22 protein-coding genes (1 of these 22 cut by a window edge) are annotated in these 26,122 nt (G+C 38.6%); 2 read left to right on the forward strand and 20 right to left on the reverse strand.

The window, feature by feature from the left end; translation table 11 throughout:
• The 11 genes from speE to VEIS1202513_RS06925 form a co-directional block, all read right to left on the reverse strand.
• A protein-coding gene (speE, locus tag VEIS1202513_RS06875; protein ID WP_060924501.1) for a polyamine aminopropyltransferase crosses the window boundary here: on the reverse strand, positions 1–493 show its 5' portion. 347 nt of this gene lie to the left of the window's left edge; the window shows 493 of its 840 coding nt (coding positions 1–493); it begins with the start codon at positions 491–493; the stop codon falls past the left edge of the window.
• 82 nt (positions 494–575) lie between these two features.
• Positions 576–1,205, reverse strand: coding sequence for a hypothetical protein (locus VEIS1202513_RS06880; RefSeq protein ID WP_213467151.1), 630 nt, complete (start codon positions 1,203–1,205; stop codon positions 576–578).
• A gap of 4 nt (positions 1,206–1,209) precedes the next feature.
• Entirely contained in the window at positions 1,210–1,644 is a 435-nt protein-coding gene (locus VEIS1202513_RS06885; RefSeq protein ID WP_005385683.1) for a peptidylprolyl isomerase, read from the reverse strand.
• A complete protein-coding gene (locus VEIS1202513_RS06890; protein ID WP_213467152.1) occupies positions 1,641–2,348 on the reverse strand; it encodes a tRNA threonylcarbamoyladenosine dehydratase in 708 nt (235 codons plus the stop codon). Before VEIS1202513_RS06890 ends, VEIS1202513_RS06885 begins: the two co-directional genes overlap by 4 nt.
• Complete coding sequence (locus VEIS1202513_RS06895) at positions 2,348–2,722, reverse strand: VOC family protein (protein ID WP_024065847.1); 375 nt, start codon at positions 2,720–2,722, stop codon at positions 2,348–2,350. The genes VEIS1202513_RS06890 and VEIS1202513_RS06895 overlap by 1 nt, the downstream gene beginning before the upstream one ends.
• 79 nt (positions 2,723–2,801) lie before the next feature.
• Complete coding sequence (locus VEIS1202513_RS06900; protein WP_213467153.1) at positions 2,802–5,885, reverse strand: AAA family ATPase; 3,084 nt, start codon at positions 5,883–5,885, stop codon at positions 2,802–2,804.
• Positions 5,886–7,121, reverse strand: coding sequence for an exonuclease SbcCD subunit D (locus tag VEIS1202513_RS06905; RefSeq protein ID WP_213467154.1), 1,236 nt, complete (start codon positions 7,119–7,121; stop codon positions 5,886–5,888).
• 85 nt (positions 7,122–7,206) lie between these two features.
• Positions 7,207–8,043 (reverse strand): deoxyribonuclease IV, encoded by an 837-nt coding sequence (locus VEIS1202513_RS06910; protein WP_009351073.1) that lies wholly within the window; start codon positions 8,041–8,043, stop codon positions 7,207–7,209.
• A gap of 162 nt (positions 8,044–8,205) precedes the next feature.
• Entirely contained in the window at positions 8,206–8,625 is a 420-nt protein-coding gene (locus tag VEIS1202513_RS06915) for a Fur family transcriptional regulator (protein ID WP_005385669.1), read from the reverse strand.
• A gap of 176 nt (positions 8,626–8,801) precedes the next feature.
• A complete protein-coding gene (cshA, locus tag VEIS1202513_RS06920; RefSeq protein WP_213467155.1) occupies positions 8,802–10,367 on the reverse strand; it encodes a degradosome RNA helicase CshA in 1,566 nt (521 codons plus the stop codon).
• A 1,190-nt stretch (positions 10,368–11,557) separates the two neighbouring features.
• Positions 11,558–11,953 (reverse strand): hypothetical protein, encoded by a 396-nt coding sequence (locus VEIS1202513_RS06925; protein ID WP_213467156.1) that lies wholly within the window; start codon positions 11,951–11,953, stop codon positions 11,558–11,560.
• Positions 11,954–12,239: 286 nt separating this feature from the next.
• On the opposite strand from VEIS1202513_RS06925, the gene VEIS1202513_RS06930 reads away from it, so the two are divergent.
• Positions 12,240–12,815 (forward strand): hypothetical protein, encoded by a 576-nt coding sequence (locus VEIS1202513_RS06930; protein ID WP_213467157.1) that lies wholly within the window; start codon positions 12,240–12,242, stop codon positions 12,813–12,815.
• Between the two features lie 84 nt (positions 12,816–12,899).
• Here VEIS1202513_RS06930 and VEIS1202513_RS06935 read toward each other — a convergent pair whose 3' ends face one another.
• The 8 genes from VEIS1202513_RS06935 to recQ all read right to left on the reverse strand — a co-directional run bounded on the left by VEIS1202513_RS06935 (position 12,900) and on the right by recQ (position 23,012).
• Complete coding sequence (locus tag VEIS1202513_RS06935; RefSeq protein ID WP_213467158.1) at positions 12,900–13,970, reverse strand: hypothetical protein; 1,071 nt, start codon at positions 13,968–13,970, stop codon at positions 12,900–12,902.
• Between the two features lie 55 nt (positions 13,971–14,025).
• Complete coding sequence (locus VEIS1202513_RS06940) at positions 14,026–14,979, reverse strand: hypothetical protein (protein WP_213467159.1); 954 nt, start codon at positions 14,977–14,979, stop codon at positions 14,026–14,028.
• Between the two features lie 65 nt (positions 14,980–15,044).
• Entirely contained in the window at positions 15,045–15,437 is a 393-nt protein-coding gene (locus VEIS1202513_RS06945) for a hypothetical protein (protein WP_213467160.1), read from the reverse strand.
• Between the two features lie 157 nt (positions 15,438–15,594).
• A complete protein-coding gene (locus tag VEIS1202513_RS06950; RefSeq protein WP_213467161.1) occupies positions 15,595–17,079 on the reverse strand; it encodes an aldehyde dehydrogenase family protein in 1,485 nt (494 codons plus the stop codon).
• Positions 17,080–17,317: 238 nt separating this feature from the next.
• Positions 17,318–19,597, reverse strand: a complete 2,280-nt coding sequence (locus VEIS1202513_RS06955) for a Tex family protein (RefSeq protein ID WP_244856225.1) — start codon at positions 19,595–19,597, stop codon at positions 17,318–17,320.
• Positions 19,594–20,088 (reverse strand): dihydrofolate reductase, encoded by a 495-nt coding sequence (locus VEIS1202513_RS06960; RefSeq protein ID WP_105097349.1) that lies wholly within the window; start codon positions 20,086–20,088, stop codon positions 19,594–19,596. Before VEIS1202513_RS06960 ends, VEIS1202513_RS06955 begins: the two co-directional genes overlap by 4 nt.
• A 133-nt stretch (positions 20,089–20,221) precedes the next feature.
• On the reverse strand, positions 20,222–21,013 hold the full coding sequence (locus tag VEIS1202513_RS06965) for a thymidylate synthase (protein ID WP_213467162.1): 792 nt from the start codon (positions 21,011–21,013) through the stop codon (positions 20,222–20,224).
• Between the two features lie 115 nt (positions 21,014–21,128).
• Positions 21,129–23,012, reverse strand: a complete 1,884-nt coding sequence (gene recQ / locus VEIS1202513_RS06970; protein WP_371732207.1) for a DNA helicase RecQ — start codon at positions 23,010–23,012, stop codon at positions 21,129–21,131.
• Positions 23,013–23,336: 324 nt separating this feature from the next.
• Here recQ and putP point away from each other — a divergent pair, with 324 nt between their 5' ends.
• A complete protein-coding gene (putP, locus tag VEIS1202513_RS06975) occupies positions 23,337–24,824 on the forward strand; it encodes a sodium/proline symporter PutP (RefSeq protein ID WP_213467163.1) in 1,488 nt (495 codons plus the stop codon).
• Between the two features lie 68 nt (positions 24,825–24,892).
• Here putP and VEIS1202513_RS06980 read toward each other — a convergent pair whose 3' ends face one another.
• Positions 24,893–26,005 (reverse strand): IS1249 family transposase, encoded by a 1,113-nt coding sequence (locus VEIS1202513_RS06980; protein WP_105085552.1) that lies wholly within the window; start codon positions 26,003–26,005, stop codon positions 24,893–24,895.
• Between the last annotated feature and the right edge of the window lie 117 nt (positions 26,006–26,122).

The raw sequence follows: 26,122 nt of genomic DNA on the forward strand, positions 1-26,122 counted from the left end.
CTGGACCAATTGGATCAGAGCAGTCTACTATAATTACATCATAATAATCTTCTGCTTCTGCCATGAAACCAATACCATCGCCGATTTTTACAGTTAATTTTGGATGGTTTTCAATCATAGCTTTAGCAATAGTTGGTAAATATTGTTTTGCCAACTCTACTACCTTGCCATCGATTTCAACCATTGTTACTTCTTTTACACAGTCGTGACGTACACATTCTCTAGCTACGCCACCATCACCGCCACCGATGATCAGTACTCGTTCAGGATTTGGATGTAAGAATAATGGAACATGACTCATCATTTCATGGTAGATGAACTCTTCACGTTCAGATGTTTGGAATACGCCATCTAATGCGAGCATTGTACCATACTCTTTAGATTTAAATACTTCAATTTTTTGGAACTCAGATTCACCTGAATATAATACTTCTTCTGCTTCAGCGCTGAGACGTAAATGAGGAGTTTGTTCCTCTGTAATCCATTGACTCATGTAGTACCTCCTACTTTTATACTACAATACGCACCGCAGGTTATTGCGATGCGTATGTATATTACTTTAATTGCTCTATTACTTAAGCTTTACGGCTAATATAACAGAAACCGCCACCTAAAATGGTATCTTTCATCCAATTCGCTAATGAAAAATCACGGATTTCACCTTCATCAAAGATGCCACAGCGAATATCATCGCCATCTCTAAAAATCTTGTGAATTGGAACCCAATGCCATGTATAAAGAGCCTTTTCCTTGCCCTTATGACGATTCAAAAACGCCACAGGCACATCTTGTGCCAATGCATCATGAATAAACTGAGCTGCTGCCTCTACCTCTACACGAGAAGCACAGAAAGGAGACACATTTAACATATGTACATCATATGACAAGCCTTCATCGTCTAATAAACGAACCAGGCCTCGTTCCATCCATTGCGTTTTATAAACACCACCACCGAAGCGTGGCTTCACATATTTCCAAACTAAGTTCATCCGTTCTAAAGCAAGCGTTTGATCGGATGTGGTTTCTAAATCTAATAAGCCATCCCTAAATAGCGAATAACTCAAAACTTGTGATGCCGATGTAGGACCACAACCAGACAGGCGTTGCCACTCATCTGTGAACCACTCTTGGTCATACCCATATGATGTCTTTCCGTCTACATCAATATATAGCCATTCCGGATGTTTAATAGATACATCATTCATGAGATTAACCTTCGATTACTTCAACAGTTTCCATGATAGCACCTTGATGGATACCATCAACTACGTCCATACCTTCGATTACTTTACCAAATACTGTATGTACACCATCCAAATGAGGTTGTGGTTCGTATACGATAAAGAATTGGCTACCACCAGTATTAGGACCACGGTGAGCCATAGACAATGCACCACGTTCATGTTTGTGTGGGTTACCAATTAATTCATCTTTAATTGTGTAGCCAGGACCACCTGTACCATTGCCATTAGGGCAACCACCTTGAGCTACGAAGCCAGGAATTACACGGTGGAAACGAAGACCATTGTAGAAACCTTTATTGATCAGATCAATGAAGTTTTGTACTGTGCCAGGAGCTTCTTTATCAAATAATTCAATTACAATATCGCCGCCGTCAGCCATATGGATTTTTGCTTTTTTCATTGTTCAGGTACCTCCAAAATTGTACGCAACACATGTGCTGCTAATATAAAACCTGCCACTGGTGGCACAAAACTACATGTACCAGGACTTGTTGCTTCCCCACGGAACTGTGGCTTTGTTGGTTTTTCTGTAGAGAATAAAACTAATTGTTTTTTGATGCCTCGTTTTTTTAACTCCCGGCGCATAACGCGCGCAAGAGGACAGGTATGAGACTTATTGATATCAGCAATCATAAGTTTTTCCGGGTAAAAGCGATTACCGCCGCCCATACAAGAAATAACGGGAATACTTTCACGTTGACAAACCTCAATAATATTCAGTTTTGCCGTTACCATATCGATAGCATCGATAACATAATCAACATGCAAGCTTTGAATAAATCCAGGGTAACGTTCCTCAGTATACATAATATCATGAGTTTCTATCACCACATCCGGATTAATAGAAAGAGCTCGCGCCTTTGCTACCTCTACCTTACGCTCACCAATCGTGTCATAAGTCGTAATCATTTGACGGTTCAAATTACTAGGAGCAATGGAGTCACCATCAATAATGACGATGCGCCCTACCCCTGCACGTACTAGCGCCTCAAGGACACCACCACCAACGCCACCGACACCAAAGAGTGCGATAGATGTATCCTTTAATGTTTGGATTTTATCTGGTCCAACTAACCATTCTAAACGAGTTAACATATATTCCATTAATATTTACCCGCCGGAATGATTTCTGTCCAATAACCGTCTGGATCGGCAATGAAATAAATCCCCATATCAGCATTTTCGTAGGCTACAACGTCCATCTCTTTGTGTTTTTTTAGAGCTGCTTCATAGTCATCTACATAAAATGCCAAGTGGAATTCATTATCTCCCAGATTATAAGGGCGATCCCAGTCACGCAACCAAGTAAGTTCTAGCTCATGCGCTGTATATGGACTTTTTAAATATACAAGGATGAAAGCACCACTTGGATCTTCCAAACGGCGAGATTCCTCAAGTAATAAAGCCTCTTTATAGAATGCTAGACTTTTATCAAGATCCTTAACATTTATATTATTGTGCGCAAATGAAAATTTCATAGGACCTCCTTAATTAATTCCAGTATGTTTTTGTAGGAATTCTCCTCTTTTAATAGTATCACATTTTATAATTCTATAGCTAGTTAATCACAAATTTTGCTGTACTACCATCATCACCACGTGTGACCTCTAAGTGGGCAGGTATACGGGTCTTTAATTCAGGTACATGAGAAATCATACCGATGAGGCGTCCAGAAGATTGTAATTGTACCAATGTTTCCATGGCAAGTTCTAATGTATCTGGGTCAAGAGTACCAAAGCCTTCGTCGATGAACATCGTATCCATATGAATACCACCTGCATAACTTTGAATGACATCAGCTAGGCCCAAGGCAAGGGCCATAGAGGCCAAGAAGGTTTCCCCTCCGGACAATGTGTTCGCTGGTCTTGATTGACCTGTGAAAGCATCCATAACGGCCAAATCAAGGCCTTGTTTGCCTCGACCACCACCGGTATAGTCAGACCTTTCCAAGGAATACCGACTACGACTCATCTTTTGAAGACGTAAATTGGCGGCATACACAACTTCATCTAAAATAGCACCTAGCACATATCGTTCAAAGGTTACATTTTTAAACCCTTGTTCTCCACCATTAGCGAGATCATTTAATCGGCTCAAAAACTCTACTTCATTACGAGCTTCACCCATAGCCTTTTCGAGTTCTTCTAATGATGCTAATGTGGTTTCAATATGTTTTGTTTCTTTATCCCAAGCCGCAAGAGAACCTACCAAATTATCACGTTTCTCTACGGCCGTATCATATACTTCGTCAGAAACCGTATCACTTGGTTCTATTACAGACTGGGCTTGTTTCAAAGCCGCATCATATACAGCTTGAGCTGTACTAAAATCCTCATCCAATGCATGTAGCTCAGTTCTAAACGTATCTAAGGCCTTATAATCGCTTAACGCATCTATAAAGTCATCTTCAGATACAGAAATTGATTGTAATGACTTTACATATTCTTGATAAAGTCCATCAAGATTTTTTGTTTCTTCCTGCACTTGTGCAAATAAGATTTCTAGACGCCCCCGTTTAGCATTGAGCTGTTCTTTAGCCGCATCTAGATTTGATTTACAAACCTTCACCTGCTCATCGTATTCTTTAATTTCAGTCTCTAATGATTCTATCTGTTTATGCCATGCATCGAGATCTGTAGTTGGCAATATCTTAGATAACCCATCTATCTTAGCCTGTACAGAGCTAATCTGAACCGCTACATCATGCAAATTATTAAGCAATTCATTATGACCGATTTCCAACTTTGATAATATACCTTTAGCCTCAACCAAGTCATGCTCATTTTTAGTTATAATTTTGGTCAACTGTTCAGTATCTCTACGTAAAGCTGTAAGCTGCTCCATTTGAGACGCCAAGCCTTGTTGAATTGAATCAAATGCATCTTCTGTAAAATTATCAATGGATGATTTGAGTTTAGAAACTTGGTCTTTAACTTGCTCATCTAACTCATGTAAACGAACAGATAACGTTTCTTTCTGACCAATTTCGCTAGCCTGCTTTTGCAACACCCCATCACGCACTGCACGAGCCGCTTCTATTTCCTCTTTTGTAGGATATAACTCAGGCTTAGATGCTAACTGTGGATGCTCTGTAGAGCCACATACAGGACATGGCTTATTATCTACTACTAAATGGACGAGTTCAAAAGCTCGTCCCTCTGCCATTAAATGTTCTAACCGTTCAAGCTGTATCTTTGAGTTATTTACTGTTTTATCTAGAGTTGCTAACGACCTCTCTTTAGCATCGATATCGTTTTGAACCTTATCTTTCTCTACTAACAATTCAGAATATCGTTGCAAATACCCCAACTGTTCTTGGATATGAGAAATAGATTCTAACGCTTTACTATTAGCTTGAAACTGTTTTCTCGCTTCAACTAACGCAGCTTCTAAATCAGCAACTAGCTTGTGCTGTACCTGCAACTTAGCTTCACTTTTCTCGCGGTCTTGTGTTTCTAACTGGCTATTTAATGTGCTCAATTCCTTATGTAGCACTACTAACTCATTAAACTGTTCGGCCTGCTGTTGTAATTGAGCCAACGTAGTCCGCTTAGCTTGCATAGTTTCACCTTGAGATTCTAACGTTTCATAAACCTCTGTACATTTAGACTCATGTTGAGTTGCGGCCTCTACACTTTTTTTTGCATCTGAAAGTGCCGTTTTCAAGGTTTTTAATACAGCCTGTTTATCACCAAGTTGTTTATACAATTCATAGCTTGGTGTTAACCCGGTGAGGAACTGAACCTTTTCATTTAAACTAGACCGTTCCTTTTCTCTTTCTTTTACCAAGTCTAATTTATTCGTAGCCTCAATAAGAGATTGTTGTACCTGATTATATAAGGCCCACTCATTGCGCAATGTATTGAACTGGTTCACTACATCTACAGCTTTATCACGTTCAACAACAAGCGTATCACGATGAGGTTCTCTATCTTTCAAAAGTTCCCGTACATGCTCAATAGTTAGTACAGAGATTTCTTCATCATGCGGAATGGATTGCAGTAATGCAGATTGTTTTGTTATATTTTCTTCAATACCGGATTTTGCCTCATCATAAGCAGATTTTAGGGCATCCTGTAATCTTCGATATAACTCAGTTCTAAAGAGTGTATGTAATAACTCCTCCCGTTCACTAGTAGAGGCTACTAATAATTTTCTAAACTCCCCTTGCGGCAAAAGTACTACTTGTAAGAATTGATCTTTACGAAAACCTATGATTTGTTGAATCGTATCCCGAATAGCAGCGGCAGAGGTAGCGATAACTTTCCACTCGCCATCTTTCATTTCGTATACAGTGGCACTAGCATTCTGCTCACGCATACCTGTACCACGTTTTTTAGCTACCAATTGTTTTGGCAATCTTTCAACACGATACTGAGCCTCACCGATAGCAAAGGAAAAGTCAACACGGGTCATACGTTCAGGCTCTGCAAAATCACTGCGGATAGCATCTGTTTTTCGCACTTCTCCACTAGGTTCGCCATATAAGGCATACACCATCGCATCTAGTATGGATGTTTTCCCCGCTCCTGTAGGACCAGAGATGAGGAACATGGAATGGTTTTGGAGCTCATTAAAGTCCAAGGTAACCGAATCGCGGTACGGACCAAAGGCTTCTATAGTTAAAGATATAGGCTTCATTTAGTCCTCCTTTAGAATTCGATCCCATACAGAGTTAATGTATTGTTGCTCACGCTCTGTTAACGGTTCTTTCCACACGCTTTCAGCAAACTGATTAAATAATTCGCGCTCGTTTAACTCTTTAAAGACTGCATCTCCCATGTCAGCTATAGGTGCTGCCAAGCGACCTACTAAATCAATAGTCATACATCGATGATAGACTTGGCGCAACTTAGCCATCCCATCCATAATAGGCATCGTATCGAGCAATCGGGCCTGCACATAATCCTCTTTATGCTTAGCCTGTAATTCCTTATTGTTTAGCAAATCTTCAAAATAGCCTTCCAATATTACAACGTCACGCTTCGCCTCTACAGGAATGGTGCTAATATCTACGTTACCTTTTACATTCATATCAATGATAGTAAAAGACTTCTTCTGCGTATGCTCATCAAAGGAATACTTTAATGGCGATCCGCTATAACGAATATAGTCTGCCCCCATTCGTTGAGGCCCATGCAAATGGCCAAGAGCTGTATATTGAAAGTCTTTAAAGACTTGTGGACTTACTTGTTCACTACCACCGATAGACAAGGTCCGCTCAGAGCCACCTACATCACCGCCCATTACAAAGGCATGACTAATAGCAATGCTGCGCATCCCCTTTGGCACTTGTTTGAACAAGTAGTCACTCCAGGCCTGATACATTTGATCGTAATTATGTAAATTAAGTGAAGCTGGCTCTTGCTCATCAGTCTCCACATAGGAGAACAGGGAGTCCTCGCTCATATCTATATCAACTGGTTTTGATACAATTGCACCCAGACCTAATGCATCCCCTATGCGACGAGGTTCACTAAAGGGCATAGGGCAAATGGCCACTTTACCATCAGCACCTTCAAATTCAAAGGGTTGTAATGCATGATGAGGGGATCCCCAAATATGGATGCCAGAACGACTTAACATAGAGCGGCCCACCTCAAGTCGTTCAGCTCCGTCATGATTACCACTTACCACGAAGAGTGGTACCTTATAATCCATAGCGAGACGGGTAATGATGGAATCCCATAACTCAATAGCTTCAATAGGAGGTACCGCTCTATCAAATACGTCCCCGGCTAACAATATGCCGTCGATTTTTTCATCTTTCAAAATAGTAAAGAACTGATTCTCTAATACATGAGCTTGGTCATCTGTTAAATACTGACCATAAAAAATACGTCCTAAATGCCAATCAGCAGTATGTAAAAAACGCATTTTATCCCCCTTTCCAGCTCTCCCTATATCTTATGTAATGTAGTTATATAAATAATTATATAACTAAGACTGCGTTTTAGCTTAATTATTGATTCTCTACAATAGAGCGCAACATAGCAATTTCTTTTGCATAACCATCTAATTCGTTTGGCGTTTCTAAATAGAACGGCAAGTTCGTCAATTTAGGATGTGTCACAATACGAGCAATGGCATCGATACCGATGTGACCTTCCCCGATTTTTTCGTGCCGATCTTTATGAGCGCCCATAGGATTTTTAGAGTCATTCAAGTGAATAGCTTTCAAACGGTCCAGACCTACAATGCGGTCAAATTCATCGATAACGCCATCAAGATTATTGACGATATCATAACCACCTTCGTGAATATGGCATGTATCAACACATACGCCCATGTATTCTTTTAATTTCACACCGTCGATGATGCGAGCAATTTCTTCAAAGCGAGAACCAATTTCTGTACCCTTACCTGCCATGACTTCTAAGAGAACTGTTGTTTTCATGCCAGGGAATAAGATTTCATTCAAACATTCTACGATATATTCGATGCCTTGATCTACACCTTGCTTTACATGGCTACCAGGGTGAAAGTTATACATTTGGCCTGGTAAATATTCCATACGCTCTAGATCTTCTGTCATGGCTTGTTTTGCAAAAGCGCGCAAATCTTCTTTTGCTGCACATGGATTATACGTGTAAGGTGCATGAGCTAATAAGGTGCCAAAGTTATGTTCTTTCATATACGCACTCAAGCTATTCATATCCTCTACATCGAGGGCACGCATACTACCACCACGAGGATTTCGTGTAAAATATTGGAATGTATTGCCCCCAATTTTGGTAGCTTCCTTCCCCATGTTTAAATAACCTTTGCTAATTGATAAATGACTGCCGATGACAAACATAATACTCCTTTTTTATTTATATAATTCTAAAATTCTAAAATACTTAATTCTAATATCTATTCTATTGCTCTTACATCTATTTCCAAAGCTTAATGAATATAAGACATATATAACTAATATAACCCCTACCGTGAAGGAGCCCTTCGCGACAGGGGTTATGAATTAATGGCTTTCTTTTTTAGCACACTCAGGGCATACACCTTCAAAGGTAATATGTTGACCTGTGATTTGATACTCGCTACCTTGATCAGCAATTGTTTTGATAGCTTGTAAATCAATGCCCATCATATCCTCTACCTTGTTGCAACGGATGCAACGGATATGGGAATGAGCTTGTGTGTCCCAATCGTAATGAGCGCGCTCATCACCAACTTCTAAAATTTTTACAAGACCGATTTTTTCAAAAATCTCCATTGTCTTGTACACAGTTGCCAAGCTCATGCTTGGATGTTCTGGACGCAACGTATGATACAACATTTCTGCTGTTGGATGATCATGATGACCACGCAATGCATCATAAATCGCAATACGTTGTGGGGTCACTTTAAACCCTTGGCTACGCAGAATTTGTGCGATATCCATAATACTCTACTCTACCTTTCTCCACTTGGAAATCTATAAGGCATCGACCATTATCGGCCATTCACAAGAAATAATTATTATCTATTATATCAGAATTCTCAACACTTATCAAGATAGATAGTATTAACTATTAAGTAATAAAAAATGTGGATTGCCCAAAAGCAATCCACATTCTATTAGTCTTTAAAGTAAGGTTTGAAACCTTCACCTTGATGACGAGGTTTTTTATCACCACGTGGACGATCAGATCTACGATCATCTCTGCGGCGGTCATCACGACGATCACTTCTACGGTCATCGCGGTTGCGACGTGGACGATCATCACGACGACGATCTCCGTCACGGCGGCGATCACCATCTCTACGACGGTCACCACGGCGACGGTCACTACGGCCACCTTCGCGGCGACGGCGTACACGCAATGGTTTTTCTTCTGTAATATTTACAGGAGTTGTATCTGGTTCTTTTGTTAACAATTTAAGAGCTGCTGCCAAAAGTGTTACGGAATCTGTATCATTCAACAATTCCTCTGCACTAGATTTGAATGGCGCTAATGCTTCTAAATTATCTGTCATTTCAACGAGGCTTTCAATTGCCAAACGTTGTTGACCTTCAAGAACTTCACCTAAGGAAGGTGCACGACGGCGTGCGATTTTACGTTTTGTTAAACGCTCGATAGCATGTAAATGCTCCATTTCACGAGGGATAACGAACGTGAAAGCTTGACCAGCTTTACCGGCACGGCCTGTACGACCTACGCGGTGCGTGTAGCTTTCAGGATCTTGAGGCATATCGTAGTTATATACGTGAGATACGCCAGAAATATCAAGACCACGAGCTGCCACATCAGTAGCCACGAGAATATCGATGGTACCTTCGCGGAATTGACGAATTACGCTGTCCCGTTTTTGTTGAGACAAATCGCCATGAATACCTTCCGCCATGTACCCACGTTTCTTAAGACCTTCAGTTACTTCATCAACACGACGTTTTGTACGTGTGAAGATAATAGCAAGTTCAGGTGTTTGGATATCGAACAAGCGGCAAAGAACATCGAATTTTTGACGGTCTTGCACTTCGATATAATATTGTTCAATTAAGTCCATCGTAACTTGAGTCGGTTTCATACGAATCAATGTTGGCTCTGTCAAATATGTTTCAGCTAATTGTTGGATAGCTTTAGGCATAGTTGCAGAGAACAACAATGTTTGATGGTCTTCTGGGATAGCACCCAAGATTTTATTGATATCATCAACAAAGCCCATGTTTAACATTTCGTCGGCTTCGTCCAACACCACAACTTTCACATGGTCAAAGTGGATAGAACCACGATCCATATGGTCCATCAATCGGCCTGGTGTGGCAACAATGATTTGTGGATTTTTTTTCAAGGCACGGAACTGACGATTAATATCTTGACCACCATAGATAGGTAGTGCTGTGATATTCGTGTATTGAGCCATTTTGTTAAGCTCTTCAGCTACTTGGATAGCTAATTCTCGTGTAGGGGATAAAATAACTACTTGAACGTGACGCTCATTCCCGTCTACGCGTTCCAATACAGGCAAGCCAAATGCTGCTGTCTTACCAGTACCTGTTTGAGCTTGACCGATCATGTCTTTACCGCTCATGGCTACTGGGATAGCTTCCTGTTGAATTGGCGTAGGCTCTTCAAAGCCCATATCGTTTAACGCTCTTAGAACAGGTTCGCTAATCATTAATTGTTCAAATTTTTCTAACATCTAAATGTGTTTCCTCCTATCGCGCACGAATTATGCGCGTTAGAATAGTATATCATATTTCAAAGGTGAACGCTATAAAAGTAATTACAAGTCAAAACTAAATGTTCTTTCTTCTCTCTCTTAACTGTTCTATTAAAACGATTCCACCTGACACACAAAGGAAAACAAGGTATGATAAATAAATAGGCATATACAAACATTCAACAAGAACAACCCATAGAATCAAAATTAATTTGGAAATCCATTTTGTTGTTATTCTATCAGCTATCATAAATATAGATAAATTGATAATTATTTTAATGATTATCGCAGCGATTATAACGATTGACGTAAATTCTTCTCTATAATCTGTCAGTTCATATAAGGGATATAATAAATAACTTAAAAGAGCGCTAAGTATTATTAAGAACCAAATATTGAGTCCCTTTAAAAGTTTAGCTTTACTATAGTATAAGACTCCAACCAAAAGAAAGAGTAAAATGCTAAGTAATATTCCTATAACTAATAGATAATCTAAATGAATCATAGTTTATACTGTCCTTTAATCATTTTCACCAGTCTCTTTTACAATACACTCTTAAATATTCTTAATTATAGCATACGGCAGCTCCACACTTATTAGATACTGATCCTCTATATTATGCACAAAAAAGGCACCTCGAAGGAGGTGCCTTCTTATTATGGTTTATTGAAGAATTCTATATTATTAGTCTAAGATAATAAAACAATATATATTTTTTATTTAGAATAATACCTTCCTAAACGCATAGATGCAAACAGTAATAAACATCAGCATCGAAAATGCGGCAATGAGTCCACGATTGTAATATATACTATCTCTTTTTTGAAAATATCCTGTACACAGTGTAACAAGTGTAAAAATAGTCCAAACACTTCCATAACTCACAATTACTGTATAATTTCTATCAATTATAATTTTAAGAATCAGTAGAACTAAACTTATAAGAGAAATAATAGACAAATATTTTGTTAAACTACCAAAAACTCTATGTTTTTTTATATATTCATACTCTTCATTAATTGAAGTCTTACGAATTTCAAGTTTATATAAGGCTATTCCCGATATGATAGATGCAAAAACAAACGTACTACCTAATATTGTTAACCTACTCATCTTTTACCTCATTTTTCATCGACGATACTTTTCTCGTATTCAATCTTTCTCTTTACTACTTAAAGAATATATCTTTAAACGCATAAGCAGAGCCTACAGCACCGAATAATATTGAAGCAATAGCAATAATCCCACGTTTATAATACAAACTGTCTCGCTTTTGAAAAAATCCTGTACACATTATAAAAAGTAGAAAGAATGCCCAAGCCCCTCCAAATCGTGACATAAACTTATAATCTTTATAGACTAAAAAATTAAGGTTTAATAGCAATATACTCACAATTGCAATTATTGTTAAATACTTGGTTAAATTACCAAAAGCTCTATGTCTTTTGATATATTCGTATTCTTCATCAATGACACGTTTACTAATCTCAAGTTTATATAACCCTATAGATAACGACATAGATATGAAAATCCAAAAATATCCTAACATTTCAAGTTTTTTCATTTTTTACCAGTCTCTTTTACAATACACTTTTAGATGTTCTTTATTATAGCATACGGCAGATCCATACTTATAAGATACTAATTTCCTATATTATGCACAAAAAAGGCACCTCATTCGAGGTGCCTCATTGTTATAGTTTATTGGAGAATTGATGCTATTAATCAACTATATAAGTAAGAATATGTTTTAGGTATAATATAATTAAAAGAATATACTTCAAAATACTGCCAATAATTAAGCAATTATGATTTACTAAACTTTCTAAAGTAGTATAAAAGGAATACCAATGAAACCATTTACTCTTAAAAGATTTGTATTACTACCGTTGATTATACTATCCCTCATACTAACAACGGGTTGTCATCTTCTATCACATTACAGTGAAGAGGAAGTTCAACAATATATAAACAAGGATTATCCTAATCTAACATATCAGTTGGAGGCACAAAGAAACAATAGATGGCAAGTCACCTTTGACAAGTATCCTCAAATGCCCATTGAAATATCTGAAGTCATGCACACCTCTGCACCTGTTGTACCACAAGTTGATCGAATACTAACAACCAACATTCCGCTGATAACAGCATTTCCATTAATGAAAAACTATCTAACGGCAGAGGAGTTATCCTATGCCACATATGATACATCTTCTTTGTATATTGAAATACCTATCCCTTATTCAGCCATACAAAACCAAGATGTAACAAACTTTTATAATCGTATGGATCAATTCTGCAAAGAATATGCTAACACCTATCCAGACTTCAAAGAAAGGATATTTATTAGAGTCATTATAAAACCGTCTGATGGTTCTGATTCACCTGAAGAGTATAGAAGAATATTCCGTTTATCTCAATATTGATAAAAGAGGTGCCTCCTAAGGAGCACCTCTTTCATTTATAAAACGATATTGCCATTTGATATTCTAGAAATATTATATGTGACATCATTTCACACTATCATCAACAATTCTTATAATCCTCCTAAAGAAATCATATCCACCATTTATATTATCGCCAATTACCATTTCACTATCTTGAAAGTATGGTGAAACAGGTAAATAGCCCCACATAACCCCTAAGCCTCCACATATATTGCGGCCACCGTCTCCACCTTTATAGGAAAATTCATCTTCATCATATACAATTTCTCTACAATACGGATCGTCACCTATAACAAGGCCAAAAAAGTTTTCTTTTTCTAACGTATAATCTCCATCATTATCCATCCATTCCATATGCTTTAAATTCATAGAAAAATCTATATTGTTCCCCCATGGAAAGATAGTTCTACACCCCTTGCCAGCTAAATACTCCCACTCTCTTTGTGTAGGCAAAGAATATCTATTATCTTTTATATCCTGTAAAAGTTTCTTAAATGTTGTTTCTTCATAAAGTTTGCCACACCAATTGCTATCGTCTGTTTTATATAAACAAATGGTATTATGAATCATTATTTCAGAAAGACCCTCGCTTTCGGCTTTTTCTATCATCTGTTGCCACTCTTTATTTTGTCTGAGTATCTCATCTGAAATAGGTATCCAACAAGTTTCACTATACTCTTTTTGTACCAATAATGGATGGATTACAAACTCATCTTCTTGAGTAAAATTATGTTTAAAATACGTTTCTATGTTGGATAGTACCTCTTCATCTTCTAGTGTTTCGCTAATCTTAGTTTGAACATCGTCTTCACTAAAGATTTCCTCTTCATATCCCTCGACAAATGGATAGGCAAGCTCCGCTAAATTTTCATCATTAAAAATATCCTGAAATGGTTTATTTTTAAAATCAAACCCTAACGTAACAGTATCTCCAGGAACAAATACAAATTCTATACCATCATGTGAACGATATACCGCTGTATATGTGGATTTTCCAAAGGCAGTAAATTCTTTAAAGCATATTAATTCTAAATTATATATTTTTCCAATCTTATTTAATAATTCCATTCTATCGCTAGTAGATAACAAATCATATTGAGGATTATACAATTTTTTGATGGGAATAGGATTCATTAATTTGATACTCCTTATTTTATCTAGTACAAATATTCTTCACTATGCATTTACTCTATTTACTTAAGTATTGCCTTAGGGTTTGATTTTCTAATGGCCCTAATTGTAGCGCCTTCCTATTTTTAATCGCATTAATAGCTAATGCTTCAAAGGTATCTTTATCAAAATCAGAAAAGTCATTAAAGGAATTAAACACTATAAATTGTTGATTCAATAAGTTAGGTAATACCTTTAAGTCTTTCGTTCTTACTGTATCTAGCTCATTTCGTGCATAAGATTCATATCTCTCATCACCTGAATTATTCTTGCTAAACCGCCCTATATCAAGATTATTAGAATAATAGCTATATATAGCTTTCTGAGAGAAATCAATTTTAGTCAATTTCCCAAATTCAAAATTATAATAAGCATTATTTCTTAAAATATGCTCACTCCCATACCTACCAATAATAGTCCCTGTAGAAAGATCAACTATATCATTATGCTTAACCATATCTTCCTTTCTATATGATACATAGAAAGGTAGCTTTATAGTATATCCAGCGTATGGACCTGTATATCGTTTCTCACTATCATAAAAGATCTCATGCCATATATCTCTATCACTTTCATCAAGACTAGAAATATTAGGATATAACTCATCAAGACTCATATTAAAGTCTGTTTTTTTAGCATCTATTCGAGGAATGAAAGTATTATATTTATTAAGATCTTTATTCCAAGCATCTAATAAACTTACATTTTCATCAAAAATACCAATACCGTCTAACGTTATGTAATAAAGTTTATTATCTACCTCATGAACAGCAACTACATTATCAGCAATCTTATGTTCTTCATCGTCATAAAATAATGCACTATTATAAAATTCAGTTAAATGAATGGAGCTATTTTTAAAATCACTACTACCAGCTAACAATAAAATTACTATTACCATTAAAGTAATATAAATTAATAATATGGCAGCAACAACACACCCAATCCATTTCAATACTCTCTTTGAATTCATAGGCACCCTCTCAAAACAATATCTATATTGATATTACCTAATAGTTTTCTATTTTTGATTTACTACTAAAAAAATACATCACGAAATGCATACATATATACAGCAATAAATATCAATATCGACAATATAGCAATAAGCCCCCGTTTAAAATATACACTATTTTTCTTTTGGAAAAATCCTGTACAGATTGTGAGAAGGCCCATAACAACCCATCCACCCCCATAAGTCATAATGAATTCATAATCTTTATAAATTATAAACCTAAGATCTATTAAAACTATACTTATAATACTGATTATAGTTAGATACTTTGTTAAGTTACCAAAAATTCTATGTTTTTTTATATATTCATAGTCTTCGTCAATGATATGCTTACTTATTTCAAGTTTATAAAGTATTACACCCAACACTATAGATACAATAATGAACTCTATACCTAATATATCTAATTTACGCATTGTCTCTCCAGTCTCTTTTACAATACACTCTTAGTTGGTCTTAATTATAGCATACAGTATACATCCATATTTAAGAAACTACCCTAAAATTAAACGTAAAAAAGGCACCTCTTACGAGGTGCCTCATTGTTATAGTTTATAGGAGAGTTGTATTTTATTAATCTAAATCGTAGAAACCAGATGGTTTATCGCTCAAGTTAATAATGATATTTTTCATTTGAGTGTAATGCTCAAGGATAACTTTGTGAGTTTCACGGCCGATACCAGATTGTTTGTAACCACCAAATGGTGCACCTGCTGGGATGGAGTTATATGTATTTACCCACATACGACCTGTTTCGATTGCTCGAGCTACGCGGATTGCGCGGTTAAGATTTTGTGTAAATACGCCACCGCCAAGACCGTATAAGCTGTCATTAGCTTGTTCGATCACTTCTTCTTCGCTGTGGAATTTGATAACAACAGCTACAGGGCCGAAGATTTCTTCGCGAGCTACGCGCATATCATTTGTAGCATCTACGATAAGTGTAGGTCTAATGAAGCAACCTTTACCAAGTTCGCCGTCAGTAACGCGTACACCACCAGCTGCAATGCGAGCCCCTTCTTCTTTAGCAAGATCTACATAGCTAAGTACTTTCTCAACTTGTGCTTCGTAAATCAAAGAGCCAAGTTGTGTAGATTCTTCCCAAGGTAAACCAACTTTTACTTTATCAAATAGTGCGGAAAGTTCAGCTACGAATTTATCATAAATTGTATCTTGTACGAAGATACGAGAACCTGCGCAGCATACTTGACCTTGGTTGAAGAGGATGCCAAGCATTGCCCCATCAAGAGCTTGTTTCCAGTTTGCATCTTCAAAGAAGATATTCGCAGATTTACCACCTAATTCCAATGTAGCTGGAATCAAGCGTTCAGATGCTGCTTTATATACATCAAGACCTACTTCTGTAGAGCCTGTGAAAGCAAGCTTGCTGAAGCCAGGATGATCAAGGATATATTGACCAGATTTAGAGCCTTTACCAGTTACGATATTTACAACGCCTGGAGGCAAGATTTCTTTCAAAATATCGCCCAATACTAAAAGGCTAAGGGATGTATGGCTAGAAGGTTTGATAACAACTGTACAACCTGCTGCAAGAGCTGGTGCCAATTTCCAAGCTGCCATTAGGAATGGGAAGTTCCAAGGCACAACTTGACCTACAACGCCAATCGGTTCACGAACGATGAGGCTCAATGTATTTTCATCGAATACTTGTGCGGAGCCTTCTTCGGAACGAAGCACGCCAGCGAAGTAACGGAAATGGTCAGCGCCAAGTGGAATATCTACGTTCAAAGTTTCACGGATTGGTTTACCATTGTCATATGTTTCAACTTGTGCCAAGTACTCTTTATGAGCATCGATAGCGTCAGCAATTTTTAACAAGTAATCAGCGCGATCTACTTGAGATACTGTTTTCCAAGTTTTAAAAGCTTCTGTTGCAGCGTCTACCGCTTTATCAACATCGTCTTTCGTAGCCTCTGCACAGATAGCGAGTTGTTCGCCATTAGCAGGGTTATATACATTAAATTCAGCGCCGTCAGATGCAGCTACCCATTCATTATTAATTAATAGTCCATATCTTTCTTTAAGGTTCAAGCTCATAGCATTACCTCCTATGTAGGAATATAGATTGAGGAAGATTTCCTCTGTGATTTCATCATACGCTTTATATCTAAATATTTCAATCATATATATCATTTTCGATATATCTGTTCTGCATTATTATACATAGTTTTAAGTTATATAGAAAAACCGCACCCTCAAAATCCATAGAGAGTGCGGTTTTGTGTACAATGACTTTTAGTCAAAAGTATTTCTCAATAATGTAATTCAATTGATACTAATTGTTTTGTCGACCACCATTGTTGCGGCCATTATTACGGTTATTGTTACGACCGATGTTTCGGCGTTGTCCATTGTTATTTCTGTTTCGGTTATTATCGTTATTCTTTGGCTTTTCTGGTTGTAATGCTTTTACAGATAAACCGATACGATTACGTTTTACATCAACAGAAATAATTTGAGCTTCAATGATATCGCCTACAGCCAGCACATCAGATGGATGTTGGCGACTGTTACAGAGTTCACTACGATGTAAAAGACCATTAGTTTTAAGACCAAAGTCTACGAAGGCACCAAAGTCAACTACGTTGTGAACAGTACCTTTTACCACAGTACCAACCTTGATATCTTCAAGGCTTACTACATGTTTTCTAGTAAGCGGTGCTGGCAAATCTTCACGAGGGTCACGACCTGGTTTTGCCAAAGCCCCTAAGATATCTCGTACAGTCGGTACACCTGCATCAAGTTTTGCGGCCATTTTTCCGGCATCAACAAGTGGTAATTTCACTTGTAATGCTTCCAGTTGCGCTTTGTCTTGCAAATCTTTTAAGGTAAAACCTAATTCACCAATAATGCGTTCTGCCAATTCATAAGACTCAGGATGGACAGATGTATTATCTAATGGATTTTTACACTGTTGCAAGCGAAGGAAGCCCGCACATTGCGTGAACGCCGCAGGACCTAAGCGAGGTACTTTCAACAATTCCTTACGGCTTTTAAATACACCATTCTCTTGACGATATGCAACGATGTTTTTAGCAACCGTGCTAGAAATGCCTGCAATATGTTGCAAAATAGCTGGAGATGCAGTATTGAGCTCTACCCCAACGTGATTTACTACAGTTTCAACGACTTGATCCAACGTATGAGTCAATTGTTTTTGGTTTACGTCATGTTGGTATTGACCTACGCCGATAGATTTAGGATCAATCTTAACAGATTCAGCCAATGGATCTTGTACACGCCGTGCAATGGATACGGCACCGCGTATGGTTACGTCTAAATCTGGTAATTCATCGATAGCCAATTTAGAAGCAGAATATACAGATGCGCCTGCTTCATTGGTGATAATGTAGTGGCAGTCTAACTTTTCCTCTTCAATCATAGTAGATGCAAACTGCTCTGTTTCATAGGATGCAGTACCATTACCAATAGATAAGAGACTAACTTTGAACTTACGGATTTTATCAGCCAATACCTTTTGCGCTTCTTTGCGAAGCTTTTCACTATTCGTTAAATAGTAGGCACCGTAATCTAGCACATTACCTTGTTGGTCGATGATAGCCATCTTACAACCTGTACGGTAACCAGGGTCAAGGCCCATGATAACGTGGCCTGCCAAAGGTGGCTGCAATAATAGGTTCTTAAGGTTTACACCGAATACCTTGATAGCTTGCTCATCCGCATTTTCCGTCAACTCATTGCGTATATCACGCTCTAGAGCAGGGAAAATTAGACGTTTGTACGCATCGGCTACTGCAGCTGCTTTATAGTCTGTGAAGATGGATTTTGGATTTTTCTCTAACTTTTGCACCATATAAGCAACATACGTATCACCTGGTACAGTAAGGGCTAATTTCAAAGCCCCTAATTTTTCACCGCGATTAACCGCCAAAATACGGTGAGATGGCATTTGACGAACCGGTTCAGCATATTCTGCGTATTGCAAGAACTGTTGTTGTACCTCTTCATCACCAGTCAACTCAGCTTGAATAAAGCCTTCATTCCACATCTTTTTACGTAAATGCGCACGGAAGTCAGCACTATCGCTAACGATTTCCGCTACGATATCTGATGCACCTTGAATAGCATCCTCTGGTGTGGGCACCTCTTCCGTTACAAAGTCTTTTGCAATCTCTAAAGGATCACCAGAGGTAACGGTATCGTTAAGGATCATGTCCGCCAACGGCTCTAAGCCTCGTTCACGGGCAATCATAGCGCGGGTACGTTTCTTAGGACGGTATGGTAAATACAAATCCTCTAACTCTTGAAGCTTTGTTGCGGCTTCTAAGGATTTCATCAACTCGTCGGTCATCTTTTCTTGCTCTGTAATAGATGCAATGATTTCTTGGCGACGTGTTTCCAAGTTGCGCAAGTATTTAATACGTTCTTCAATGGTGCGCAATTGCTCATCTTGCAATTCGCCGGTTACTTCTTTACGATAACGCGCAATAAATGGCACCGTATTGCCTTCGTCCAATAATTCTACGGCAGCTTGCACCTGCTTTGGCTTAACATTTAATTCACTGCCAATAATGGCAAACATTCTTTCACTCATTTAGATGCCTTTCTGCGATAGGTTACAAAACGATGAGGATATTTGTTCTTTTCATCCACCATGCCGTCTACAACGGATTCAATGGTGAAAGCACCCTCTTGGAACTCTGGGAAAAATGCATCCCCTTCAAATTCATGGTCTACTTCTGTGATATACATCGTATCTACGTAAGGCAAGAAAGCCTCATATACTTGAGCACCACCGAGCACAAAAGCCGCATCAAGAGCACGTGCCGCTTCTGCAGCAGCCTCAGGGCTATGGAAAATCCTAACCCCTTCTGGTGCGTCAAAGCCCTTATCACGAGTAATCACCCAGTGCTCACGATTTGGCAACAAGAACGGCAAGCTTTCAAAGGTCTTACGGCCCATAATAATAACATGACCCGTAGTTTTTTCTTTAAAGAATTTCAAATCATTCGGCAAGTGCCAAATCAAGGTATTATCTTTACCGATCACACGATTATGTGCTACGGCTACGATTAATGCTAACATACTGCCCTCTTTCGATTCATACTATATGGTAACAGTCATAATTGTAATACTATTTAGCAATGGTCACGAACATAATATTAAATGGCAACAGCTGTACATATTATGCGCTTTAGCAATGGTCATGAATACAATGCTATACAGCAACAGTCATGGACAATTTACCTAGATGTTCATAGCCATCTAATGTAACGTCCTCTGGTGTGAAATCATAGAAGTCTTTCACGTCTGGATTTACTACAATTTTTGGCGCTGGCAACGCTTGATTGCGGCGTGCTAATTGTTCACGCAATGCTTCTACGTGGTTTTCATACACGTGAGCATTGTTGATAACATGAGTAAATTTACCAGGTTTGAGATCTGTTACTTGAGCGATCATACATTGTAACGCTGCATATTGAGCGGTATTGAATGGAACGCCAAGGCCCATATCGCCACTGCGTTGAATGAGCATGCAGTTCAAGTGTCCATCAGCTACATCCCATAATGTTTCATACGCACATGGTTGCAATGCCATATCATCTAAATCTTCAATATTCCACAATGTAACAATCATACGACGGCTATCAGGATCTTCCTTGATAGTCTTGATGAGATTATCAAGTTGTTTGTACTTTGCAATTTGGTAACCATAGGCCTTACCAATGGTACCATCTTCACGCATCCACTCATCCCATACACGCACGTTCATTTCTTGCAATTTGCGTACATCGTTGGACTGCATTTGCCAAATCCACAACAATTCTTTTACTGCCGTTTTGAAAGCGACAAACTTTGTAGTCAAAATAGGAAATTCCTCTTGCAAGTCAAATTGCATAATTTGATGTGGCAATTTATAGGTTGCAATACCTGTACGGTTTTGACCGTATGTGCCGTGTTCTAAAATATTTTCAATAATACCGAGGTATTGTGTATCTGCTAGACTCATATATCCCCCTAAATCTATGTATAACACGTCGAATAATACTAACCTTATATCTTACAATATATAGTACTATCATACTAAAAAATACATAGTACTACCATATATACAGTAAAATTTATTATCCTTTATATTCTGCAATGGCCTGTAAAAAACTGAGGCCATATTTTTTCAATTTTGCTTCCCCTACGCCCTTAACATTGCCAAACTCACCCAATGTTATGGGTCGTAAATTGGCTAGGTCAATAAGTACTGTATCAGGGAAGATAAGATATGGTCGAAGCCCTGCCTTTTCGGCTAAGCGCTTGCGATGTTGTCGTAAATGTTCAAATAAACCACCTGACCCAGAACTAGATTTTCCTCGCAATGTAGTGGATGTAGACCTACTAGTTCGAGATGGTACCGACACATGTTGTCTAATTTCCTCTACCTCTTTATGGCCTGCTAAGACTTCCTCAGCACCAGCAGTTAAAGATAATACCGGATACTTACCTGTAGAGCTACGTAAGTAACCAGAGGCCACAAATTGTTGGATGAGCCCTTTAATAGATTTCTCGTCTACATCGCTTAGCAACCCAAATACAGGGAGTGCATCGTGGCCTGCTCGCATAATACGATCAGTTCGCTCACCGCGCACGATAGAGGTAATCATAGAAGCACCATAGCGCTCATCAGTACCCATAATAGCACGGAAGATAGCCTTCGCCTCTTTTGTAACATTGACCTTATCACCGGAGCCTTTACAGGAGCTACAATTATCGCAAGTAGTCCAAACGGTGCTTTCACCAAAATAGTTAAGCATATATTTACGTAAACAATTACTGCAGAAACAGTAGTCAATCATAGACTGTAATTTACGGAGCTCCACCTCTTGTCGCTCAGGCGTCTCGATTGACTGTTCAATCAAGTACTTATGAACCTGTACATCCTGCCCACTGTAGAGCAAGATACATTCTGCAGGAGCTCCATCGCGACCTGCACGGCCAGCCTCTTGATAGTAGGACTCCATGTTGCGCGGCATTTGGTAGTGCAGCACATAGCGTACATTACTCTTATCTATGCCCATCCCAAAGGCATTAGTAGCCACCATAACCTGCAGTTTATCGTCTGCATAAGCATTTTGCATCTCACGGCGTACTTCATCGCTGAGCCCCCCATGATAATGGCCCACCTTAATGCCTGCACGGGTTAGATTTTCATACACTCGATCTACATCCTTGCGCGTAGCACAATAGATAATACCATTTTCGTTAGCATGTTGGCGCACATAGTGAACCACATAATCCATGCGCTTTGGCGTACGGATGACAGAGAAGGATAAATTAGGCCTATCAAAACCCGTTACGTACACATTCGCATGGTTGAGGCTTAATAGTTTCTTAATATCATTTTCTACATATTTCGTAGCCGTCGCCGTGAAAGCCCCTACGATAGGACGCTTCGGTAGTGAATTAAGCCACTCACCGATAAGGCGATAGGACGGTCTAAAGTCATGGCCCCACTCGGAAATACAATGTGCCTCATCCACGATGACTTGAGCAATAGGCAAAGCTCGCAGTACATTGCAGAAAAAATTAGATCCTAGCCGCTCTGGTGCAATATATAAGAGTTTAATCTTACCGCTACGCACTTCGTACATCGTTTTATTAAACTCCGCTTGGGTGAGCGTACTATTGATAAGCGCCGCTGGTATATTCTGCACTAATAGACCATCTACTTGGTCTTTCATGAGAGAAATCAGTGGAGAGAACACAATAGTAAGGCCCGCTTTGCAAAGTGCAGGAATCTGAAAGCAAATGGACTTGCCTGCCCCCGTAGGCATAATGCCAATTACATCTTCATTGCGTAATAAGGATGCAATCGGAGCCTCTTGAGCCGGTCTAAAGGAGGTGTACCCAAAGTAGGTTTCTAACATACGCAATGCGTGTTGCTTCATTTGGGCCTGTTGATTCGCACCATCACGCTGTGTTCCAACAATATTCTTTGATGTTGTCTGTTTTTCCATAGGGTCCTCCTTTCATGTTCCAGAAATATAAATACAATACTATTATTACAACTATCAATGATAGTATTTCGTATCCAAAATACGAAAAATCGTTTTTTCCATTCTTATATTTTAACATATTTCCTTGGCCATTGGACTTATTAGTATATACGATTTTACGTAAGCCAGTCTAATGCATATCGTGAAAGACTGAGCCTAAATTTGTATAAAAACTAGGTGTATATCACTAAAGTTTTACACTCTAAAGCACTAATATATGGTACAATAGGAATTATTTATAATACTATAGAATAGAACTACAACCTAAGGAGGTCTTATATAGGCATGACACAAGACAACTTAATGATTATAATCGCCTTTGCCTTATACCTAGGACTCATGATGTATATCGGGGTCTACTATTACAGGAAATCTAATAGCATTGGTGATTACATCCTCGGTGGCCGACAACTAGGACCATGGATCACAGCACTTAGTGCGGAAGCATCAGATATGAGTGGTTGGATGCTCATGGGTGTGCCTGGCCTAGCGTATACTACAGGGATTTCTGGTGTATGGATTGCCGTAGGTCTCACATTAGGCACATGGGCAAACTGGAAGTTTGTTTCTAGACGCTTACGTAACCATACTGAGGTAGCTAGTGACAGTTTAACTTTACCGGACTATTTGAAAAATCGTTTCCACGATCAATCTCATTCGGTAGCCGTTATCTCCGCCCTATTTATCTTGATTTTCTTCTTGATTTATACATCATCAGGGTTCGTAGCAGGTGGCAAACTGTTCAACACCATCTTTGGTCTTGATTACACTGTATCTCTATTTATTACAGCGGGTATCGTCGTATTCTACACATTCCTCGGCGGCTTCCTCGCCGTATCTTGGACAGATTGTATTCAAGGGGCATTGATGTTCTTCGCTATCTTAGCGGTACCAATTACAGCTGCCATGTTTATGGGTGGTCCTATTGAAACATTCCAACTCATTCAACACGAGTTTCCTCAAGGACTTAGCCTATTTGGTGATCCATCCGACTGGTTCACATGGGTTATTGGCTTGATTTCTTCTCTTGGTTGGGGTCTTGGCTACTTCGGTCAACCTCATATCCTTGTTAGATTCATGGCTATCTCTGATGCTAAAGAGCTTAAGAAATCTACAAACATCGCCATGGTTTGGGTTATCTTATCCCTTATGGCGGCCATTGCAGTTGGCCTCATCGGTCACGTATATATGCTGCCAGATAAATTGGTAGGCACTGATGCAGAAACTGTATTCCTTATCATGACAGAGCGTCTCTTTACACCATTTGTAGCAGGTCTCATCTGGTCTGCAGTACTCGCAGCTATCATGAGTACCGCATCTGCCCAGTTATTAGTAACAGCCTCTGCCATTTCTAATGACTTCTATGCGAATATCATTCATCCTAAAGCGAGTGATAAGGAGCTAGTACTCGTAAGTCGTATCGTAGTACTACTAGTTGCATTAATAGCCATCTATATGGCAATGGATCCAGATAGCTACATCTTAACCATGGTTGCCTATGCATGGGCAGGCTTTGGTGCTGCCTTTGGTCCAGCCATCTTGTTCTCCTTGTTCTGGAAACGCATGACACGTCATGGCTGTATCGCTGGTATCGTAGTTGGTGGTTTGACAGTACTAATTTGGAAACAATTTGAATTCCTTGGTCTTTACGAAATCGTACCAGGCTTCATCTTCTCTTCCATCGCTATCTATGTAGTGAGTATCATGGGTAAATTACCTCCTCGTCCAGTTCTTAAGGACTATCGTGAAGCAGAAAAAATGCATGTTCTATAAATTAGAAATCGGACGTTTAAAATAGCATACATAAAAAAAGAGGGTTATAGGACAAAAAGTGTGTGTGACTAATCCCAATAAGTTGGAAAATCTGTAGACATATGTAGCTCATTCCAAACAGGAGCATCACCCCATTGAGGTATTGAGCGATCTATTTGGCAATAATCAGATAACCGTTTGTAGATAGCAGCAATCGATTCATCTGTAGGCATACAATTTAATATATCTGAAATAGAAAGCGGTCTTGGTGAGTGCATATAGCACCACCAATAGACCGCTTTTAGTCTTCTTTCAAGTGAAAGGCCCCTATGAGATCGTAACATACTTCTTAGTTGAGCATTTACTCCACCTTCAATACGATTATTTGTTGTAGGTACTGTAATATCAATACATTCCAAAAATGTAAATAAAGTTTGTTGCCTAATCAGACGCCATAATGATGATTCGGCTTTAAGCAAACGCTCATGTGTAGAGCGTTTGTTTCCGAATTCATCAATCGTCATTTCTCGTAAAAAATCAGAATATGTCATTCGCCACGCTGAAAGTTCATTAATCCATACAAGAGCTTGATCCATTGTTTTCACATTAAATAAATCTTTAGCCAGAGTATAAAGATCCTTTCCTGCTAACGTTTTAGGTCTACTTGTCGTATATCGTCTAACCTGACAAAAAATGTGAAACAAGCATCTTTGGTGACTGCTATGAGGCCAAACTTTACGTAATGCTTTAGGCAAACCATTAGCACCATCAGACACAACAACTTTAGGTTCGGCAATCCGTTCCATTAAACACTGCCAAGCTCTAGCATGCTCATAACGACAGACATACCATCCTAGAACATGAGTATCATTGCAACAAATCAAAACACATAAATTCCTAGCTAAGTAAATTCCATCAAGATATACCACATCATGTACTTCTTCCACTTTTGGTGGCAATGGCCATATGGACCAAAATTTAGCGGTTTTACGCCTGAATGTACGACCTTTACCAGGCATATCAGCTTGAATATTGGTGCTGAATAACCAATTCAAGAATAGGCTTAACTCTTTACTTAAATTATTAATTTTAACGGTAAATGCCACCTTACAATGTTTGCAAAACCAACGCTGAGAACCAGATTTTAAAACACCGTGTTTAATGCATGTTTCATTACAATCAGGACATTTTATTTGTCGCATAAACTCTTCCTCCATATTTGTTTATATATAGGAAGATATAACCTCATTTTAGTCAGTAATTACAAGGGTTAATTGATGTTTTCACCCACACTTTTTGTCCACCCTCAAACTTCTCCA

This window comes from Veillonella orientalis (assembly GCF_018406505.1).
Lineage (GTDB): Bacteria > Bacillota > Negativicutes > Veillonellales > Veillonellaceae > Veillonella > Veillonella nakazawae.